This is a genomic window from Megasphaera sp., assembly GCF_047831605.1.
Lineage (GTDB): Bacteria > Bacillota > Negativicutes > Veillonellales > Megasphaeraceae > Megasphaera > Megasphaera intestinihominis.
Genome location: NZ_CP181255.1, coordinates 1683813 through 1701060, shown reverse-complemented (window position 1 = coordinate 1701060; position 17248 = coordinate 1683813). Strand labels below are relative to the sequence as shown.

At 53.1% G+C, this 17248-nt stretch carries 15 protein-coding genes, 1 other RNA gene and 1 other annotated feature; of the genes, 3 read left to right on the top strand and 13 right to left on the bottom strand.

The genetic code is table 11. The annotated features are described in order from the left end of the window. Positions 1-53 precede the first annotated feature (53 nt). From ACFWUB_RS08155 to ACFWUB_RS08120, 8 genes are all read right to left on the bottom strand, one after another. Positions 54-1013, bottom strand: coding sequence for a 5-bromo-4-chloroindolyl phosphate hydrolysis family protein (locus tag ACFWUB_RS08155; RefSeq protein WP_416183794.1), 960 nt, complete (start codon positions 1011-1013; stop codon positions 54-56). A gap of 252 nt (positions 1014-1265) precedes the next feature. Further along, entirely contained in the window at positions 1266-2027 is a 762-nt protein-coding gene (gene tpiA, locus ACFWUB_RS08150; RefSeq protein ID WP_292282545.1) for a triose-phosphate isomerase, read from the bottom strand. Between the two features lie 31 nt (positions 2028-2058). Continuing rightward, positions 2059-3240 carry a phosphoglycerate kinase gene (locus tag ACFWUB_RS08145; protein ID WP_020723979.1) on the bottom strand — a complete coding sequence of 394 codons (1182 nt, stop codon included), beginning with the start codon at positions 3238-3240 and terminating at the stop codon, positions 2059-2061. An 18-nt stretch (positions 3241-3258) separates the two neighbouring features. Then, positions 3259-4281: a sugar-binding transcriptional regulator gene (locus tag ACFWUB_RS08140; RefSeq protein ID WP_020311178.1), complete on the bottom strand. Its 1023-nt coding sequence runs from the start codon at positions 4279-4281 to the stop codon at positions 3259-3261. Between the two features lie 43 nt (positions 4282-4324). After that, on the bottom strand, positions 4325-5848 hold the full coding sequence (gene gpmI / locus ACFWUB_RS08135; protein ID WP_416183793.1) for a 2,3-bisphosphoglycerate-independent phosphoglycerate mutase: 1524 nt from the start codon (positions 5846-5848) through the stop codon (positions 4325-4327). Positions 5849-5975: 127 nt separating this feature from the next. Continuing rightward, positions 5976-7004 (bottom strand): type I glyceraldehyde-3-phosphate dehydrogenase, encoded by a 1029-nt coding sequence (gap, locus tag ACFWUB_RS08130; RefSeq protein WP_020311176.1) that lies wholly within the window; start codon positions 7002-7004, stop codon positions 5976-5978. Between the two features lie 135 nt (positions 7005-7139). Next, positions 7140-7904 (bottom strand): YdcF family protein, encoded by a 765-nt coding sequence (locus ACFWUB_RS08125; protein WP_051524988.1) that lies wholly within the window; start codon positions 7902-7904, stop codon positions 7140-7142. Between the two features lie 168 nt (positions 7905-8072). Continuing rightward, positions 8073-8462, bottom strand: coding sequence for a transposase (locus ACFWUB_RS08120; protein WP_416183792.1), 390 nt, complete (start codon positions 8460-8462; stop codon positions 8073-8075). A gap of 198 nt (positions 8463-8660) precedes the next feature. On the opposite strand from ACFWUB_RS08120, the gene ACFWUB_RS08115 reads away from it, so the two are divergent. Further along, the gene (locus ACFWUB_RS08115; protein WP_416183791.1) at positions 8661-9722 is read left to right on the top strand and encodes an RNA-guided endonuclease TnpB family protein; all 1062 of its coding nucleotides are present in this window, start codon (positions 8661-8663) and stop codon (positions 9720-9722) included. 78 nt (positions 9723-9800) lie between these two features. Here ACFWUB_RS08115 and ACFWUB_RS08110 read toward each other — a convergent pair whose 3' ends face one another. Beyond that, positions 9801-10742 carry an RNA-guided endonuclease InsQ/TnpB family protein gene (locus ACFWUB_RS08110; RefSeq protein ID WP_416183790.1) on the bottom strand — a complete coding sequence of 314 codons (942 nt, stop codon included), beginning with the start codon at positions 10740-10742 and terminating at the stop codon, positions 9801-9803. Between the two features lie 318 nt (positions 10743-11060). Here ACFWUB_RS08110 and ssrA point away from each other — a divergent pair. Both ssrA and ACFWUB_RS08100 read left to right on the top strand, forming a co-directional pair. Next, positions 11061-11411, top strand: a transfer-messenger RNA (tmRNA) gene (gene ssrA, locus ACFWUB_RS08105). A 242-nt stretch (positions 11412-11653) separates the two neighbouring features. Then, positions 11654-11895 (top strand) — a binding site (T-box leader). 67 nt (positions 11896-11962) lie between these two features. After that, entirely contained in the window at positions 11963-13300 is a 1338-nt protein-coding gene (locus tag ACFWUB_RS08100; RefSeq protein ID WP_416183789.1) for an MFS transporter, read from the top strand. A 265-nt stretch (positions 13301-13565) separates the two neighbouring features. Here the strand turns inward: ACFWUB_RS08100 and ACFWUB_RS08095 are convergent, their stop codons facing one another. Genes ACFWUB_RS08095 through ACFWUB_RS08080 form a run of 4 tightly spaced genes read right to left on the bottom strand, consistent with a single transcriptional unit; the run spans position 13566 to position 17118 of the window. Then, positions 13566-14135, bottom strand: a complete 570-nt coding sequence (locus tag ACFWUB_RS08095) for a GDSL-type esterase/lipase family protein (protein WP_416183788.1) — start codon at positions 14133-14135, stop codon at positions 13566-13568. Beyond that, positions 14132-15607 carry a tryptophan transporter gene (locus ACFWUB_RS08090; RefSeq protein ID WP_020311171.1) on the bottom strand — a complete coding sequence of 492 codons (1476 nt, stop codon included), beginning with the start codon at positions 15605-15607 and terminating at the stop codon, positions 14132-14134. The genes ACFWUB_RS08095 and ACFWUB_RS08090 overlap by 4 nt, the downstream gene beginning before the upstream one ends. A 12-nt stretch (positions 15608-15619) precedes the next feature. Then, complete coding sequence (locus ACFWUB_RS08085) at positions 15620-16303, bottom strand: energy-coupling factor transporter transmembrane component T family protein (RefSeq protein ID WP_036201004.1); 684 nt, start codon at positions 16301-16303, stop codon at positions 15620-15622. Next, the gene (locus ACFWUB_RS08080) at positions 16303-17118 is read right to left on the bottom strand and encodes an energy-coupling factor ABC transporter ATP-binding protein (RefSeq protein ID WP_020311169.1); all 816 of its coding nucleotides are present in this window, start codon (positions 17116-17118) and stop codon (positions 16303-16305) included. Before ACFWUB_RS08080 ends, ACFWUB_RS08085 begins: the two co-directional genes overlap by 1 nt. Positions 17119-17248 lie beyond the last annotated feature (130 nt).

Genomic DNA, 17248 nt, shown 5'->3' with positions numbered 1-17248 from the left:
CACGAGTATAATACTCATGAGTATTATACTCGTGTTTCACTTTATTTATGGAGTTAAGCGCCGTATTTATGTAAATAATCGGCATAGTAAAATTCATCGGTCGTCATGTTGAAGTAGCGGATGCCTTCGCGCAGGCCCAGGAAGCCCGGGATGAGGGTCCAGCAGAAGAGGGCGCAGATGGCCCCGCGGACAGGGCGCTTCAAATAGAAGTAATGGATGCCGAAGGAGCCCAGGAAGAAGGCCAGGACGGCTGTAATCAGGCGCTCTTCGTTGATTTTATGGCGCAGTTCCGGTGTAATCGACGAGAAGGTCCCGTCCGTATAGGCATCGAAGCGGTCGGCGGCTTTCTGCTTCCACTGAGCCAGGGAGCCTTTCAGGGACGACGGCTTCTTTCTCCGCGCGGCAGCCTCCGGGTCGTACAGGCCTTGGGCAGACAGGTTCTGGGCCATGACCGTCGTTTCTCCGTCGATGGTCACTAATTCCGCTTCCATGACCTGCGTGAACTGTTCTTCATAGGCCTGGTCGAGTTGGCTGAGCAGGTTCTTGAGCTTGTTCTGCGTGTTGACCACTTTGTCCGTCTTAACGCCTGTTACGGCCAGTTTCTTATATTTATGGACCATGTAGACGGCCCGGTCCTGATAGTAGTCGATGAAGTGTTCTGCCAGTCCGATTCGTTCGGGATACTGCTGTAAATAGTAGAGAAAGTTACGGGCAATGTGCTGCATATTGGCAACGGTCCGGCGCAGGTCCGGGTCGGTCAGCCCCAATCGTTCCGCTTCCATGCAGTTGAAGTCGCTGACAGCCTTTTCAAAGGCCGCCTGGTCACGGCTGGCTCCCTTCCCTTTGCTGCCGGGCCACTTCAAAGAAAGCTTGTGCGGCTGCCGTTCCAGGCGATACAGGATATACAGCGACAGGATAACGCCGATGACACCGACAGGATGGTTATAAAAGAACCAGGCACCGCCGCCGATGAGCAGGCAGAAAAAAGAAAGGACATATAAAATATATTTCATCGAATTTCTCCTCCATCTCATGCCCTTATTGTAACAAATGTGGGGAGATATAGCAAAAGGACCTGCCGCAAAAGCGACAGGTCCTTTTCTGTAGGGTCGACCACGTGGGGCGCCCGCTCCGGGATATGTACGATTTCCCGGCCAGTCTGCTAGAAAAATCATCCAAATCCATAACGGGTCGCCCACGTGGCGACCCCTACGAGCCACTAGCCACTAGCCACTAGCCACTAGCCACTAGCCACTAGCCACTAACTATTTTACAACAGCATTGTTGATGATAGCCAGGAAGTCGTCGGCTTTGAGGCTGGCACCGCCTACGAGGCCGCCGTCGATGTCGGCAGAGCCTGTGAGTTCAGCGACGTTGCCGCCTTTGACGCTGCCGCCGTAGAGGATGGAAACGTCTTCTGCCGTAGCTGCGTCATAGAGGGCAGCCAGTTTCTTGCGAATGATAGCGCAGACTTCTTCTGCCTGGGCAGCGCTGGCCGTCTTGCCCGTGCCGATAGCCCAGATCGGTTCATAAGCGATGATGACTTTCTTGACGTCTGCTGCCGTCAGGCCTTCCAAGGCTTTTTCGATCTGGCTTTCGATCCAGGACTGCATGATGCCCTGTTCGCGCTGTTCCAGCGTTTCGCCGCAGCAAACAATCGGCGTCAGATTATGAGCCAGTGCGGCTTTGGTCTTCTTGTTGACCGTTTCGTCCGTTTCATTGAAGTACGTCCGGCGTTCGGAATGGCCCAGGATGACATGGGTGACACCGATGTCGACGAGCATAGCCGGCGAAACTTCGCCAGTGAAAGCGCCTTTTTCTTCCCAGTGCATGTTCTGGGCTGCGACGTGGATCGGCGTACCTTTGGTCATTTCGACAGCCATGGGCAGGTACGGGAAGACCGGAGCGATGATGACTTCCGGTTTTACGTCCTGCGGGACTTTGGCGACGAGGCCCTGGATAGTTTCTTTGGCGTCGGCACCGAGATGGTTCATTTTCCAGTTGCCGGCAATGATGGTTTTACGCATAATGAGTTTCCTCCTTTAAAGGTGAATGATTTTATTTATCGCTCAGGGATACGACACCCGGGAGCTGTTTGCCTTCGAGGTATTCCAGGGAAGCGCCGCCGCCCGTGGAGATGTGGCTGATCTTGTCGGCCAGGCCGGTCTTGTTGACAGCCGAGACGGAGTCACCGCCGCCGACGATAGAAACAGCATCGGAATCAGCAACAGCTTTGGCGACTGCTTCCGTACCTTTAGCATAGTTTTCCATTTCAAATACGCCCATAGGACCATTCCAAACGATGAGTTTCATCGGAGCCAGTTCTTTGGCGAAGAGTTCCTGTGTCTTCGTGCCGACGTCGAGGATCATCCAATCAGCCGGGACCGCATCGACGGGAACGACTTTGTGATCAGCATCGTTCTTGAATTCAGCGGCGACCATGACATCGACCGGCAGGAGCAGTTTCGTACCCTGTTCCTTAGCCTGGTTGATGAGCTGTTTAGCCAGGTCGATCTTGTCGGCTTCGACGAGAGATTTGCCGATGCCATAACCCTGGGCAGCCAGGAAGGTGTTGGCCATGCCGCCGCCGATAATCATGAGGTCGACTTTCGGCAGAAGGTTGGAAATGACTTCGATCTTGTCGGAAACTTTAGCGCCGCCGATGATAGCTGCGAAGGGGTGAGCCGGATTATCGACAGCACCGCCGATGAAGCGGATTTCTTTTTCCAGGAGGAAGCCGGCAGCCATGGGCAGGAACTTCGTAATGCCAGCGACGGAAGCATGAGCGCGGTGGCAGCAGCCGAAAGCGTCGTTGATGCCGACTTCAGCCAGGGAAGCGAGCTGGCGGGCGAAATCTTCGCCGTTCTTTTCTTCTTCTTTATGGAAACGGAGGTTTTCCAGAAGCAGGACTTCACCCGGTTTGAGGGCATCAGCCATGGCTTTCGTTTCTGCGCCGACGCAGTCCGGAGCGAATTTGACGTCGATGCCGAGGAGTTCCGACAGGCGTTTAGCGACCGGTTTCAGGGAATACTTTTCGACGACCTGTCCCTTCGGGCGGCCGAGATGGCTGGCCAGGATGACAGCAGCCTTGTGGTCGAGCAAGTATTTGATGGTCGGCAGCGTCTTCTGGATACGCGTGTCATCTGTGATGTGGCAGTTTTCATCAAGGGGGACGTTGAAGTCAGCGCGGACAAAGACGCGTTTGTTTTCGACATTTACATCGGTGATCGTTTTTTTCATGAAAGGTTCCTCCTCCAATTAAAGCAGTTGTATGATTTTTTCAGCCGCACCTTCATCAGTGACCAGCGTGCCCGTATGGCAGGCCCGCATGACGCCGACGATGGCTTCTGCCTTGCTGGCGCCACCGGCTACGGCGATGATGTGCGGATGATATTTGATTTCCCGTAATGAAATCCCTACATTATTCGTACCATATAAGATTTTGCCGTCCAGGCCGCAATAGCAGCCCAGCGATTCGCCACAGGCGCCGAGGCTGTGCAGGGCATCGCGCTGGAGCGCCGTCATGCCCCGCTTGCGGGCCATGCGGTCGGCCCGGCCGATGCCGAAGATGACGACCTGGGCCCGGGCGGTCATGGCGACATTTTCCTGGGTCTGACGGTCAGCTTTGAGCATCATCTGCAGCGCCGAGTCGCTCAGGCCTTCGGGGATGTGGATCATGCGGTACGAGCTGTGGGTCTTGGACGCAATGTTGGCGGCAATATAGTTGGCCTGGACTTCGACGTGGTTCCCCATGCTGCCGCGGGCCGGCAGGATGGTCACATTGGCCAGACATTCCGGCAGCATACGGGCCACTTCGGCCATGGTCGAACCGCCGCTGATGGCGACAGTATCGACGCTGCCAAAGAGGTCGTTGAGCAAGAGGGCGCCACGGCGGCCCAGTTCTTCCTTCGCTGTCTTATCGCTGTCACTGTCACCGGGAACGATGTAGACATTCTTCAGGTCCAGCTTCTGGCGAATCTGGCGCTGCATGTCATCCAAATTGTTCAGGCGCAGGAAACATTCCAACAGATCCGGCATGAGCCGTTTGCCTTCCGGCTCCATAGCAATGCCCAGCGTCGTAAAGCGGACGATACCGCTGCGCCGCAGGACGTCGACGTGCGACCGGACGACGCGTTCCGACAGGCCCGAAAGGCCGGCCAGGGTCCGGCGGCCGACGGGTCCGGCGTCGGCGATATGCCGCAGCAGCAGGTAACGTTCTTTGATTGTCCCCATGACATCGGGAGCTATTTTTTGAAAGATACTCAATGTATCTTGTTCCATCTTACTCTCTCCCTTCACGATGCGATAGAACAACAGAGTATAATCACTGATCCAGCAGGCATTTGCCGGTCATATCGGCAGGAATGTCCATACCGGCCAAAGTCAGCATGGTCGGGGCGACGTCGGCCAGGATACCGTCGTGCAGGTGATTCCCTTTATGTTCTTCACTGACCAGGATGCACGGTACATGGTTCGTCGTATGAGCCGTGTAAGGGCAGCCCGTATCGGGATCGGCCATCTGTTCCGCATTGCCATGGTCGGCGATGATCAGGAGCTGGCCCTGGACGGGTTTCAAGGCTTCGACGATTTTGCCGACGCAGGTGTCGACCGTTTCGACAGCTTTGACAGCCGCTTCAAAGACGCCTGTATGGCCGACCATATCGGCGTTGGCGAAATTGAGCATGATCATATCATATTTATCGGCCTTGATCTGTTCGATGACTTTTTCCGTGACAATGGGCGCGTTCATTTCCGGCTGCAAGTCATACGTCGCAACTTTCGGCGACGGTACGAGGATGCGGTCTTCACCGGGATTCGGTTCTTCTTCACCGCCATTGAAGAAATACGTGACGTGAGCGTATTTTTCCGTTTCGGCAATGCGCAGCTGGGTCTTGCCGGCCTTGGCCAGGACTTCGCCCAGTGTGTCGGGGATCCGTTCTTTATCATAGACGACGTGTACCGGAAGGTCGTCTTCGTAACGGGTCATGGTCGCAAAGTACGTGTCCAGTTTCTTCGGACGCGGGAAGCCGTCGAAATCGGGGACGACGAAAGCCGTCGTCAGCTGACGGGCCCGGTCGGGGCGGAAGTTGAAGAAGACGACGCTGTCCCCATCCTGGACGGGATGTTTATGGATGACTGTCGGGATGACGAATTCGTCGGAAACGTCAGCTGCGTAGGAATGTTCCAGGCAGGTCTGGGCATCCGGTTCCTGCGGTCCTTCGCCGAGGGCGACGGCATCATAGGCTTTTTCGACGCGTTCCCAGCGCTTGTCGCGGTCCATGGCATAGTAGCGGCCGCTGATGGTGGCGATTTCACCGACGCCGAGTTCAGCGCACTTGTCTTCCAGTTCCTGGAGGTATTCGCCGGCACTGCGGGGCAGTACGTCGCGGCCGTCGAGGAAGGCGTGGATGTAGACTTTTTTCAAGCCATAGCGCTTCGCCATTTCCAAAAGACCATAGAGATGCTGTTCGCTGCTGTGGACGCCGCCAGGAGAGACGAGGCCCAGCAGATGGAGGGCCGAATCCTTTTCCTTGACGTTTTCCATAGCACCGACGAGAGCCGGTTTCTGGAAGAAAGCGCCGTCTTTGATGTCCTTGGTGATTTTTGTCAGCGCCTGGTACACAATACGTCCCGCACCGATATTAAGATGGCCCACTTCAGAGTTGCCAATCTGGCCGTCAGGCAGACCGACGTCTTCGCCCGATGCGCCGAGATACGAATGAGGATATTCTTTCCAAAGTTTCGGCAAGACCTTGAGGTCTGCCTGGGCTACGGCGTTATCTTTTTCGATATGGCTGCAGCCAAAACCATCCATGATGACCAGCATTACAGGTTTCTTTTTCGTCATTACAGTTTTTGACTCCTTTTGTAATCGATGAGTAATAAAAAGGGGCCGCCATGCGACGGCCCCTTTAGGGTTCAATCTGATTTGTAACGGGAGGCTGTTTACCCGTTGGGAAATGCGTCGCTACAAATTAGTGTTTGCTGTTGTAATCGTTCATGACAGCAATGAGGTTGAGGACTTTGTTGGAGTAGCCGATTTCGTTGTCGTACCAGGAAACGACTTTTACGAAGGTGTCCGTCAAAGCGATACCAGCTTTAGCGTCGAAGATGGACGTGAGCGGGCAGCCGAGGAAGTCGGAGGAAACGACAGCTTCGTCAGTGTAGCCGAGGATGCCTTTGAGTTCGCCTTCAGAAGCTTTCTTCATAGCTGCGCAGATTTCATCGTATGTAGCCGGTTTAGCGAGGTTGACCGTGAGGTCGACGACGGAAACGTCGAGGGTCGGTACACGCATGGACATACCGGTCAATTTGCCGTTCAATTCCGGAATGACTTTGCCGACAGCTTTAGCAGCACCCGTCGTGGACGGAATGATGTTGCCAGCAGCTGCACGGCCACCGCGCCAGTCTTTCATGGACGGGCCGTCAACGGTTTTCTGCGTAGCCGTCGTGGAGTGAACCGTCGTCATGAGGCCTTCTTTGATGCCGAAAGCATCGTTGAGGACTTTAGCGATCGGAGCGAGGCAGTTCGTCGTGCAAGATGCGTTGGAAACGATTTTCTGGCCTTTGTATGTATCGGTGTTAACGCCGCAAACGAACATGTCTGCCTGGCGGCCGTCAGCACCCTGTTTGGAAGGAGCGGAGAGTACAACGTATTTTGCACCGGCTGCGAGGTGTTTTTCAGCGAGGTCCATGGTGAGGAAACGGCCTGTCGATTCAACGACGTATTCAGCACCGACTTCGTCCCATTTGAGGTTTGCCGGATCTTTTTCAGCCGTTACGCGGATTTTTTTGCCATTAACGATGAGCTGGCTGTTTTCGACGTCAGCTTCGATCGTGCCATCGAACTGGCCGTGCATGGTATCATATTTGAGCATGTATGCCATGTAGTCAACCGGGCAGAGGTCGTTGATGCCTACGATTTCGATGTCATCACGAGTCTGTGCAGCGCGGAAAACAAAACGACCAATACGACCGAAACCATTAATACCAACTTTAATCATTGTCGATACACTCCTTTTGAAAACGAAAATAACTCTTTTACATAATTCTAAGAACTTGAGGGCCTTACTACTTACACTGTAAGTATGCCACATCGGGTACGATTTTGCAATACCATGGACGTTTTATGTCCCAATTTATTGCATCCGCAAAGAAGCGGCGGCGATGCCGACGTATTCTTTGATGGCCAGACAGGAGTTAAATAAGTAAAAAGACTGGGGTACGACGGAGTATCCGGACCAGTTCGTCACAGCGCTCGTATGGTAATCACAGGGATACGGCGTCACATCGAGGCCTTCACGCGTAAAGAAGCGGACAGACCGGGGCATGTGGAAGGCACTGGTGACCAGGATGGGCTTCGTCCAGCCCTGGTGCTCGCAGATTTGCTTGGAAAAAGCGGCATTTTCCGCCGTGTTGCGGCTCTTGTCGTCCATGAAGATCTTATTTTCCGGCACGCCCAGGGAGAGGAGCATCCGCTTTTCGATTTCCGATTCATTGGCGTCGCCTTCGAGGATGGTCCCGCCCGATAAGAGGATGGGCAGATCCTTAGCCTTTTGCAGGCGCAAGGCCATGAGGAAACGGTTGGCTGCGGCGCTGCCGACCTGGCCGGTACCGTCGAAATCGGGGACGCCGGCCCGGGATCCGCCGCCGAGAAGGACGATGACATCGCCAGCGACAGCCGTCCCCTGCGGCTGGTCATAAGCCGTTTCCAAGGGATGGATGAGGCCGTTCGATACGGGCTCGATGGACAAAAGATAAAAGACAGCCGTAACGACAGCCAGCGCCCAGCGGCCGGGACTATGCTTGCGGAACATATAACACAATAAGAGAATCAAAGCCAGGACAATGCCACCCATCGGCAGGATCCAGGCATAAAGCCATTTAATGATATATAACAACAAAATGAAGACATCCTTTCGTATAGTTCTCTCCTGCTAGGAGAGGTGGCCTGAAGGGCCGGAGAGGTTGCTTGTAAACCTTGAACCTCTCCCGCTTATAGAAGCGGGAGATTCTTGAGAAGTTTGATACATGGACTAACGCCTGACAGCCTATTCCAAAGGAGTTAGCTGTCAGGATATCCTTATTCTCAAAGGGCTGTCCAAAAGCCCCTTACACAGTCCCTCGAAATCGAAGTTCTGCTTACTTTTACGGAGTATGTTGTATGCTCCATTCACATCCGCGTTGGCCATCCTGCCATCGGCGAACTGGTACAAGCCACGGTGGATACGCTTCCCACTGAACGTGCCAGTATACGGCTGTTCAGGATTATAGACAGGAATATCGTCTAAATCCAAGCAACTTGCTTGAGAAGTGTAAGATTCTTCCTGTTCGATATATCGCATACCGTAACGCTCGCAAAGTCCTTCCAGTTTTTCACGCAGATTACCGAAACTGATTTGCGTAAACTGCTGGTTGGTTATCCTACCCAGGTCGATACTACGTTTAACCTGATTCTGCAAGAAGTCTCCCGCCTCTTTAGGCGGCGAGATGAATTGCAGGTTTTTCTGAGGGCTCGATGCCATCAGAAAAACAATGGCTTCACAAGTTGATTTGCAGTATAATCAGTGGTAAGAGTGAAAGGATTTGGAAAGTCAAGGCAGGTGATGATAGTGAATAAGGCATACCGATACAGAATATACCCGACAAGGGAACAGAAAATGATGTTTGCCAAGACCTTCGGCTGTGTCCGATTCATCTATAACAAAATGTTGAGTGACCGCCTTGCCTATTACAAGGAATCAGGCCAAAAGCTGAATAACACGCCTGCGCAGTATAAAGAACAATTCCCTTGGCTAAAGGAAGTCGATAGTTTAGCCCTTGCCAATGCCCAACTGAATCTGAACAAGGCATACAGCCACTTTTGGAATGACAGCCAGCATTTCGGCAAGCCGCGCTTCAAGTCAAAGAAAAATAGTCGCGCTTCGTATTCTACGAACAACCAGAAGGGTTCTGTCCGAATCGAGGGCCATAAGGTGAAACTGCCAAAAGTCGGCTGGGTGAAATTATGCCAGCATCGCCCCTTGCCAGAGAACAGTATCATAAAGACCGTAACCATCAGCAAGACGCCATCAGGAAAGTACTATATCAGTATGCTAGTGGAGTATGAAAACCAAATACTCCCTGTCATACCGAAGACCTTCCTGGGCCTGGATTTTGCGATGCACGGTTTGTATGTGGCTTCCGATGAGGCGGATGCTAAGTATCCCAGTTTCCTGCGAACGGCAGAGAAAAGATTGGCTAAGGCACAGCGAAAGCTATCCAACAAGCAAAAAGGAAGTCACAACAGAGAAAAACAAAGGCTGCGCGTAGCTATTCTCCATGAGAAAGTGGCTAATCAACGGCGGGATTTCCTGCATAAGAAGGCTCGCTATCTCACAGACCGCTATGATGTCATTGGCATTGAGGATATTAGTGTCAAAGCGATGGCCAAGCGGAAAAAGGGTGGCAAGTTCAGCTTTGGCAAATCCGTAGCCGACAATGGCTGGAATATGTTCACGAACATGCTGGAATATAAGCTGGCTTGGCAAGGCAAACAGCTTATCAAGATAGATAAGTGGTATCCAAGCAGCCAGCTGTGCCATGTTTGCGGATATCAGAACCACGAAACCAAGGATTTATCTATAAGGGAATGGAATTGCCCTAAATGTGGCAGTCACCATAACCGCGATAAGAACGCTGCCATAAATATTCGGGAAGAAGCCAGGCGAATATCTGCCTGACGTAATCCATAAAATACCGTGGGTCGCACGGGAATCTACGCCTGTGGAGAGAGTGTAAGCCGCCGCAACTCTTTGGAGTCAGTGGCGCTGTTCTCGTTGAAGCAGGAAGCTCTCGCCTCTATAGGCGGGAGTACGTTCACAGTCACCGTTATAACCACAGACGATGGTTCCGATACGGTGTTCGATACAGTAGTTGATGATATAGCGGGCAACCTTGCGGAGGTAGTCTTGTGTCCGATTGTTACGTTTTCTTGCTAAGGCATAGAGCCTGTGCGTTTTCTTCTGTCCTTGTTTGTCGGCAATCCCCTGATAGTAGGCTTTCTGCTTGTTCCAATACTGGTTGATTGATTTAAGTTTACGCCCGTCCATGATGAACGCCGTCCCGGTGTTGGTCACGCAAGTTGCCAGATTTTCAAGACCGATGTCGATAGCAAGAACATTGTCCGGTGAAACGTCTTGAGGTTCTTTCTCCTGAAGATAGCAATACTGGATTTTGAAGTATCTGCCATTATATACGGGGCAGATACGGACTTCCTTGATGGTTTTCTCTTTCAGTCTTGCAGGGAAAGGGATTTTGATTGGCTTACGGCCATGCCGTTTAGAAAATCCCCGACTCATGGGGATCGTCAAGAATCCATCTTTTACGTTTATGGCGTTCGTGGAAAGAATCAGGTTGAACATGCCGCCTTTTTCCCGATAGTGAGGCATTTTGATATCCTTGAAGCGATATTCTCCTGATTTTGCCTTTTTTATGAGATTGAAGAATGACTTGAAACTGCGGTCAGCCACCTTCAATATCTGCTGAGATACGCCAGCCTGCAACAGACCGTAGTTTTCGTTTTCCTTGCAGACATGGTAATTTTCTTCGTATTTCAAGAACTTCCTCGCTTGGAAATAGTATTGCCTGATGTTGTAGAGAGCCACGTTGTAGAGGTTATTGCTGTATTGGCACATCTCCCGCAGCATGGCATAGTCTTCTTTGGAAAGATTTCTGATGACATTTGATTGAGTAAGATACACATTTTTCACCTCCTTTTTTATTATATGATTATTATGTGGGAAATAGTGATGATTTTCAAGATGAGTTACAGCGTTTTTGTGCTTTTTACGGGCATTGAACCCACTCAAGCACCGCCATTCATCCCCCACCTAAGAGGTGGGAGTCTTCTGGCGGGAAAAGATAAATCACCACGACCGGCGAACTGCGAACTGCGGTCTGCGAACTGTGGGCCGCCCTTTGGGCGGCCCCTACGCATATTATACCATAAACTTCATTGGCAAACGGTAAAATATGTGCTATACTTATTTTGAATCCCTGTAAAGGGAGATTCTATCCATGGGGATGTAAAGGTTTCGACGTGGATGGTTGTATCATGAATAGCGAGCCGGGGTTTCATCTGCCCGTAAATCGGTGAACCTTTTAAATTAAACGCAAAAGAAAACAATTTTGCTTTAGCTGCCTAATCGCGGCTAACGTCTCCTGCTGCTAATCCTGCGGGCAGCTCGCAGACGTCACTTAGCGGGATACCACATGGCTCTGCCTGGCAGTCGTGTCGGGAAACTCACAGGCTGGAATCGTCTAGTTTGTCCTTGTACGAAAACGGTTTAAGATCCTAACAAGGTCTGCGCTCGGAGAAGTTCATGGGGCGGCATTTACGGACAGGAGTTCGACTCTCCTCATCTCCACCAAATAAAAAAGGCCTGTCGCTTTTAGCGGCAGGCCTTTTCGTTGTTCGTAGTTCGTGGTTCGTTTGTCGAATCTCCTTTCTTCTACGGCAAACGGCAAACGACCCACGGCAAACCTAAAAAAAAAGCAACAGGAATAACAGCAGAAACCTTCAAGGGATAATTCTTTTTACGACAAAAAGCTTGACAAATCAATTCCCAAGGGCTATGATAAGGACCGTAAGTTAAACATCGATTTTATATTTTGACATTCGATGACGAGAAAGAGTACATTTTTACGGAAGCGCACAGCGAGCCGGGTATGGTGAAAGCCGGCGGTGGAAGGAAAATGGAAAATCATCTCTGAGAATTGCAGTTGAAGTGAGTAAACTGCACCGTCTGATCCACGTTACAGGAAACGCGTATGATAGTACGTTGAAAAGTGCCTTGCTTTTTTTTTGGCGAGGAATATTGGGTGGTACCGCGGATATGAACTTCCGTCCCTTGTGGACGGGAGTTTTTTTTATTTCATGTTTATCTTATGACTATATGACTCACAATAGGAGGAATTCATCATGGAAAACATCAATTTTGACAGTCTAAAACGACGGAGAGATCTTCGCATCATTTTACCGGTCTTTCTCGTCTCGATTATAGCCTGCATCGACCGCGTCAATATTTCCTACGCTAAACTGACCATGACTCAAACCCTGCCCTGGTTATCGCCGGAAGTATATGGCTTCGGCGCCGGCATCTTCTTCATCGGCTACTTGCTCCTGGAAATCCCAGGTTCCTTGTTCGCTGCTAAATTTTCGGCATCGAAATGGATTTCCCGCATCATGTTCACTTGGGGCGCCGTCAGTCTGTGCATGGCCTTCGTCACGACGGAATGGCAGTTCTACCTGTGCCGCTTCCTGTTAGGCGCATCGGAAGCCAGCCTCTACCCGGTCATCTACTCCCTCCTGTTCCCCCGCTGGTTCACAGCCTCTGAACGGGCCCGGGCTACGTCACTCATGTTGACGTCCCTGCTCCTTTCGACCATCATCGGCGCACCGATTGCCGGCGTTCTCCTGGAACATTCCTTCTTCGGCCTCTTAGGCTGGCAGGAATTGTTCATCCTGGAATCCATCCCGGCCCTCTGTTTCGCTTTCTATTTCTTCTTTGCCGTCAAAGACCGTCCGGATCAAGCCAGCTGGCTGACAGACGCTGAAAAAGAATACCTGACCACCATGTACCAAGAAGAACAAGCCAAGATGCAAAGCGTCAAGAAATACACAGTTTTCCAGGCCTTTACGGATACGAAAGTCTTGAAACTCTGCCTCATCTACTTCCTCTGGGTCGTCGGTTTCTGGGGCTTCTACTTCTGGATGCCCACGGTCCTCAAGAACCTCTCCGGCTGGTCTACGTCGCTCATCGGCGGGGCTATCGCTATCCCCATGATGGCAGCCCTCGTCGTCCAGCTGGTCATCGGCCATACGGCTACGGTTACGGGCGATAAAGTATGGCACGTCTTCGGTGCCCTGGCCGTCGGCGCTGTCGGCCTCGGCTTGTCGCCTTTCGCTCATAACATGGGCGTCGCCTTGTTCCTCATCTGCCTGTCGGCAATCGGCATCCACGCTTCCATGGGCGTATGGTGGACCATCCCGACGACGTTCCTTTCCGGCCCGGCCGCTGCCGGCTCCATCGCCCTCATCAACTCCTGCGGCAACCTGGGCGGCATGTTCGGTCCGAACATGATGGCCTGGGTCCAGGCTCAGACAGGCAGCTTCGACATGGGTTACTACCTCATGGCCGCCTTCATGTTCTGCGCCGGCCTCCTGGTCCTGACTTTGAAATATAAAGTCAACGGCGCCGCCAAAAAAGACGTCCTCCTCGACGCCAAAGCCAACGTCCAGCCTACAGTCGGACATTAGTGGCTCGTGGCTCGGACCCACATTGTAGGGGCGCCACGTGGGGCGCCCGTTATGAATAACCGGCGCCTACGCCACCGAGCTGTAAGGGTCCAAAAAAGCACCCCCTAGGATGGCTTAGGGGATGCTCACATAAACCGTGCGGGCGCGCCACGTGCACGCCCCTACAGTTCGTAAAAAGGCACTGTCGCATAAAGACAGTGCCTTTTTACGTGAATCAGGCGGTCCGCCCTTTGGGCGGCCCCTACAAGCCACGAACCACTAGCCACTAACACCCCATCGCTTTCAGCACAGCTCCAGCCAGGACGGCGTAGCCTTCGGCATTGGGATGGACGCCGTCGGCATAGAGATTGCGGCCTGTCCGCCGTTCGGCTTTGAGCAGGGCTTCGTAGAAGTCGATGACGATGCATTCCGTTTCTTTTCCGTAGGAAAGGAGCCATTGCCGATACTGGCGGAGCCCGTCGTTGTGTTTTTCTACGTCACTGGCATTTTGCCAGCCGTACATGGCGCTTTCCATCTTGGTCAGCGGCGGGATGCCCAGGTATACGGGCTTCCCCTGCTCCTTGAAAGTCGTGACGATAGTCCGCATATTCTGGCAGATTTTCTCCAACTCCCCGCCGAGGAGGATGTCGTTGGAACCGCCCATGATGAAGAAGGCGTCATACCGGCTGAGGTCGAACTGATGGAGGCGATAGACCATGCCCGTCGTCGTATCGCCGCATTGGCCTTCATTGTCGATATGGATATGGCTTTGGGCCGAGACCAGGGCCGTCCAGCTCTGGTCGGGCCGGACGTCGAAGCCGTAGGTCAGGCTGTCGCCCAGGCACAGGAGTTTCACGGCTGGACGGCTTTCTGGACGGCCTTTACGGCAGCGTCCGTCGACAGCCACGGGGCATCGAACTGGCAGCCGGCTTTTTCCAGGTCCATCTGGCAGGCGAAGATTTTCGGGATGGCACTGGTATAAATATCATGGTCATACATATAGCGCAGCGTCGTTTCGACGTCGGCATCGCTGAGGATGTGGCCGTGGTCGATGAGGACCAGCCGGTTGGCATAGGGCAGGGCTGCTTCCAGCGTATGTTCGATGACGACGATGGTATGACCGTATTTGACATTCAAGTCGTGGATCAATTCATAGAATTCATGGGTCCCTTCCGGGTCCAGGGCCGACGTCGGTTCATCGAAGACGAGGATATCCGGATTGGTCGCCAGTACGTCGGCAATGACCAGGCGCTGTCGCTGGCCGCCGGACAGCTTCGTGACCTGGCGGTTGCGGTACGGCGTCATATTGACCTTTTCCAGGGCTTCCGAAATAGCCTGGCCGATCTTATCCGGTGCGACGCCCTGATTTTCCAGGCTGAAGGCGATTTCTTCTTCGACCGTCATGGCGACGAGCTGGCTGTCATAATCATCGAGCATGGCGCCGACACGGGTTGCCAGCTGGGAAATCGTCGTCTGCGTCGTCGCCTGGCCGTCGACGTAGACCATGCCTTTCATGACGCCGCCGAAATAATGCGGGATAGCGCCGGTCATGGCCATGCACAGCGAGCTCTTGCCGCTGCCGCTTTCACCGGTAATGACCAGGAAGTCGCCTTTATTCACGGTCATGGTGACATCGTCCAGGACGGGCGTCTTCTGCTTGTTATAGATGTACGACAAATGTTCCATGGAAATGAGGCCTTCCTGGGACGGCTTCAAATCATACATGCTGTGGTCCGACGTGACTTCCCGTTCTTCCAGGGAATCGAGGATGCCCCGGGATACGAAAAGGCGCAGGGCCGGGAAATACATGAGCGGTGTAACGATGGCATTCAAGGCGCCGATGACGACGACCAAGGGCAGCATGGCCGTAAAATAGACGACATTCGGCAGATTCATGACGAACTTCAGGATCGTGACGAAAGCGCCGCCGCTCATGCAGGTCGCTGCAAAGCCGGTCAGGACGGGCAGGCACGAATGACCTTTGAATTTGATGAATGCCAGGTTCTTGACGATGAACGTACAGGTCAGGGCGCCGAGCGGTTCACTGATGAGGTTGCCATAAGGAAAGCCCGACTTCGACGTCAGGACGTTGACCAGGGCAGCGACCAGGCCGATGCCCAAGGCCTGCTTGTAACTCGGCTTGGTCAGGCAGATGGCGACACAATACGTGGCGATGGTCCAGTTCGGCGTGACGCCGCCGACGCTCGGTGAGACCAGGTGCAGGATCGTGCCGATGGCCAGCATGAGCGTCGTAATGGTGATCCAGCGGAACTGGCCGCCCTGACGATGATGAAATTCTAATTTAGCAATATCTGCAACAGTTTTCATCTTTCTTCCCTCCTAAACCAAGTCTTGCAGGCGCAAGTAAACGACAAAACAGCTCAGGGCCAGCATGATGACAATGCCCACATAGTCGCGGCCTTTCGGGCGGACATTGCTCATGAAGCTGTGTTCGTTGCTGCCGAAACCGCGTAATTCCAGACTGAGTGCCATCGTTTCCGACCGGCCCAGGGACTTGAGCATCAGCGGCTGGACGACACTCATATAATTGATGACTTTCTTAAAGACATTGCCCTTCGTCGACAGACCCCGGCAGGCCTGGGCTTCCTGGACGGCCTTGCTTTCGGCGATGAAATCGGGTACGAAGCGCAGGGCCGCCGTGAACATGAAGGCATATTCATAAGGTATCTTGATCTGCTTGACCAGGGCGGCCGTCAAATCCTGCAGGCGCGTCGTCGTCAGCAAGATGATGAAGACGATGGTCATGGCCAGCATGCGCAGGCCCGTGACATAAGCCGATTCCAGGGACCCGCCGCCCAGGAGCTGGACGACAGCCAGGAAGACGGCGAAGACGGCCAGGCTGAAGACGGCCTTGAGGTTGCGCGACAGGCTGCCGCATAATCCCAAGAGGATGAGTTCGATGACGACTAAGATGACCAGGGGCAGCGTCGTATGCATGACCAGGGCCCAAAAGGAAAAGGCGAAGGTGCCGATCAATTTCGTAACAGGGACCAAATTCTTCATCATTTTTTCATACCTCCAATCCGTTCCAGCATGGCTGTCGTAAATTCTTTCATCGATTTACAATAAGGAAAATCAGGAACCGCCATGGATAAAGTGACGGCATCGGGCCGGCTCAGACCCAGGTCATATAGATCATCGCGCTGGGTGAACAGTTCCTGCGGCGTCCCGTCGAAGGCCTTGGTATGATTGCCGATGACCAGGACGCGCTGACAGTATTCGGCGAAAATATCCATGTCATGACTGATGATGAGGATGGTCATGCCCTTTTTATTGAGGTCCGTCAGCAAGGCCATGAGCTGGTCCTTGTCTTCACTGTCCTGGCCGCTCGTCGGTTCATCGAGAACGATATATTTCGTATGCATGGCGATGGCTGATGCAATGGCGACGCGCTGTTTTTCGCCGCGGTTCAAGTTGGGCGGATAGGCTTCAGCCAGTTCCGTCAGTTCCGTTGCAGCCAGGGCTTCGTCGACGGCCTGGCGGATCTCGTCGCGGCTCATGCCCAGCTGCTGCGGCCCGTAGGCTACTTCTTCACGGACCGTCGGCCGGAACATCTGCCGTTCCGGCCGCTGGAAGACGTAGCCCATGAAATGGCTGCGCACAGAAGCATCGTCATCGTTGATGACCTTGCCGTCATACAGGATTTCCCCGGATACGGGCTTTTCCAGCCCCATGAGCAGGCGCGTCACCGTCGTCTTGCCGCAGCCGTTGCGGCCGCCGAGACCGATGAATTCGCCCTCACCGATCTGTACATTTACATGTTCCAATACGGGCACGCCATTGCCGTAGTTGAAACTGACATCTTTCATTTCCAGCATCTTTCTCTCCCCTTCTATTTGAAGACACAAAAAAACCTTCCGTCCCTATACAGGGACGAAAGGTTTGATTTCTTCCGCGGTGCCACCCAGATTGACTCAGTGAGTCCAGCTCTACATGTACGGCATAAGC

Bases quoted from the DNA above. Each gene is read 5' to 3' on its own strand.
- ACFWUB_RS08155 (WP_416183794.1), bottom strand. From the start codon at position 1,013: ATGAAATATATTTTATATGTCCTTTCTTTTTTCTGCCTGCTCATCGGC.
- tpiA (WP_292282545.1), bottom strand. From the start codon at position 2,027: ATGCGTAAAACCATCATTGCCGGCAACTGGAAAATGAACCATCTCGGT.
- ACFWUB_RS08145 (WP_020723979.1), bottom strand. From the start codon at position 3,240: ATGAAAAAAACGATCACCGATGTAAATGTCGAAAACAAACGCGTCTTT.
- ACFWUB_RS08140 (WP_020311178.1), bottom strand. From the start codon at position 4,281: ATGGAACAAGATACATTGAGTATCTTTCAAAAAATAGCTCCCGATGTC.
- gpmI (WP_416183793.1), bottom strand. From the start codon at position 5,848: ATGACGAAAAAGAAACCTGTAATGCTGGTCATCATGGATGGTTTTGGC.
- gap (WP_020311176.1), bottom strand. From the start codon at position 7,004: ATGATTAAAGTTGGTATTAATGGTTTCGGTCGTATTGGTCGTTTTGTT.
- ACFWUB_RS08115 (WP_416183791.1), top strand. From the start codon at position 8,661: ATGATGTTTGCCAAGACCTTCGGCTGTGTCCGATTCATCTATAACAAA.
- ACFWUB_RS08100 (WP_416183789.1), top strand. From the start codon at position 11,963: ATGGAAAACATCAATTTTGACAGTCTAAAACGACGGAGAGATCTTCGC.
- ACFWUB_RS08090 (WP_020311171.1), bottom strand. From the start codon at position 15,607: ATGAAAACTGTTGCAGATATTGCTAAATTAGAATTTCATCATCGTCAG.
- ACFWUB_RS08085 (WP_036201004.1), bottom strand. From the start codon at position 16,303: ATGAAGAATTTGGTCCCTGTTACGAAATTGATCGGCACCTTCGCCTTT.
- ACFWUB_RS08080 (WP_020311169.1), bottom strand. From the start codon at position 17,118: ATGCTGGAAATGAAAGATGTCAGTTTCAACTACGGCAATGGCGTGCCC.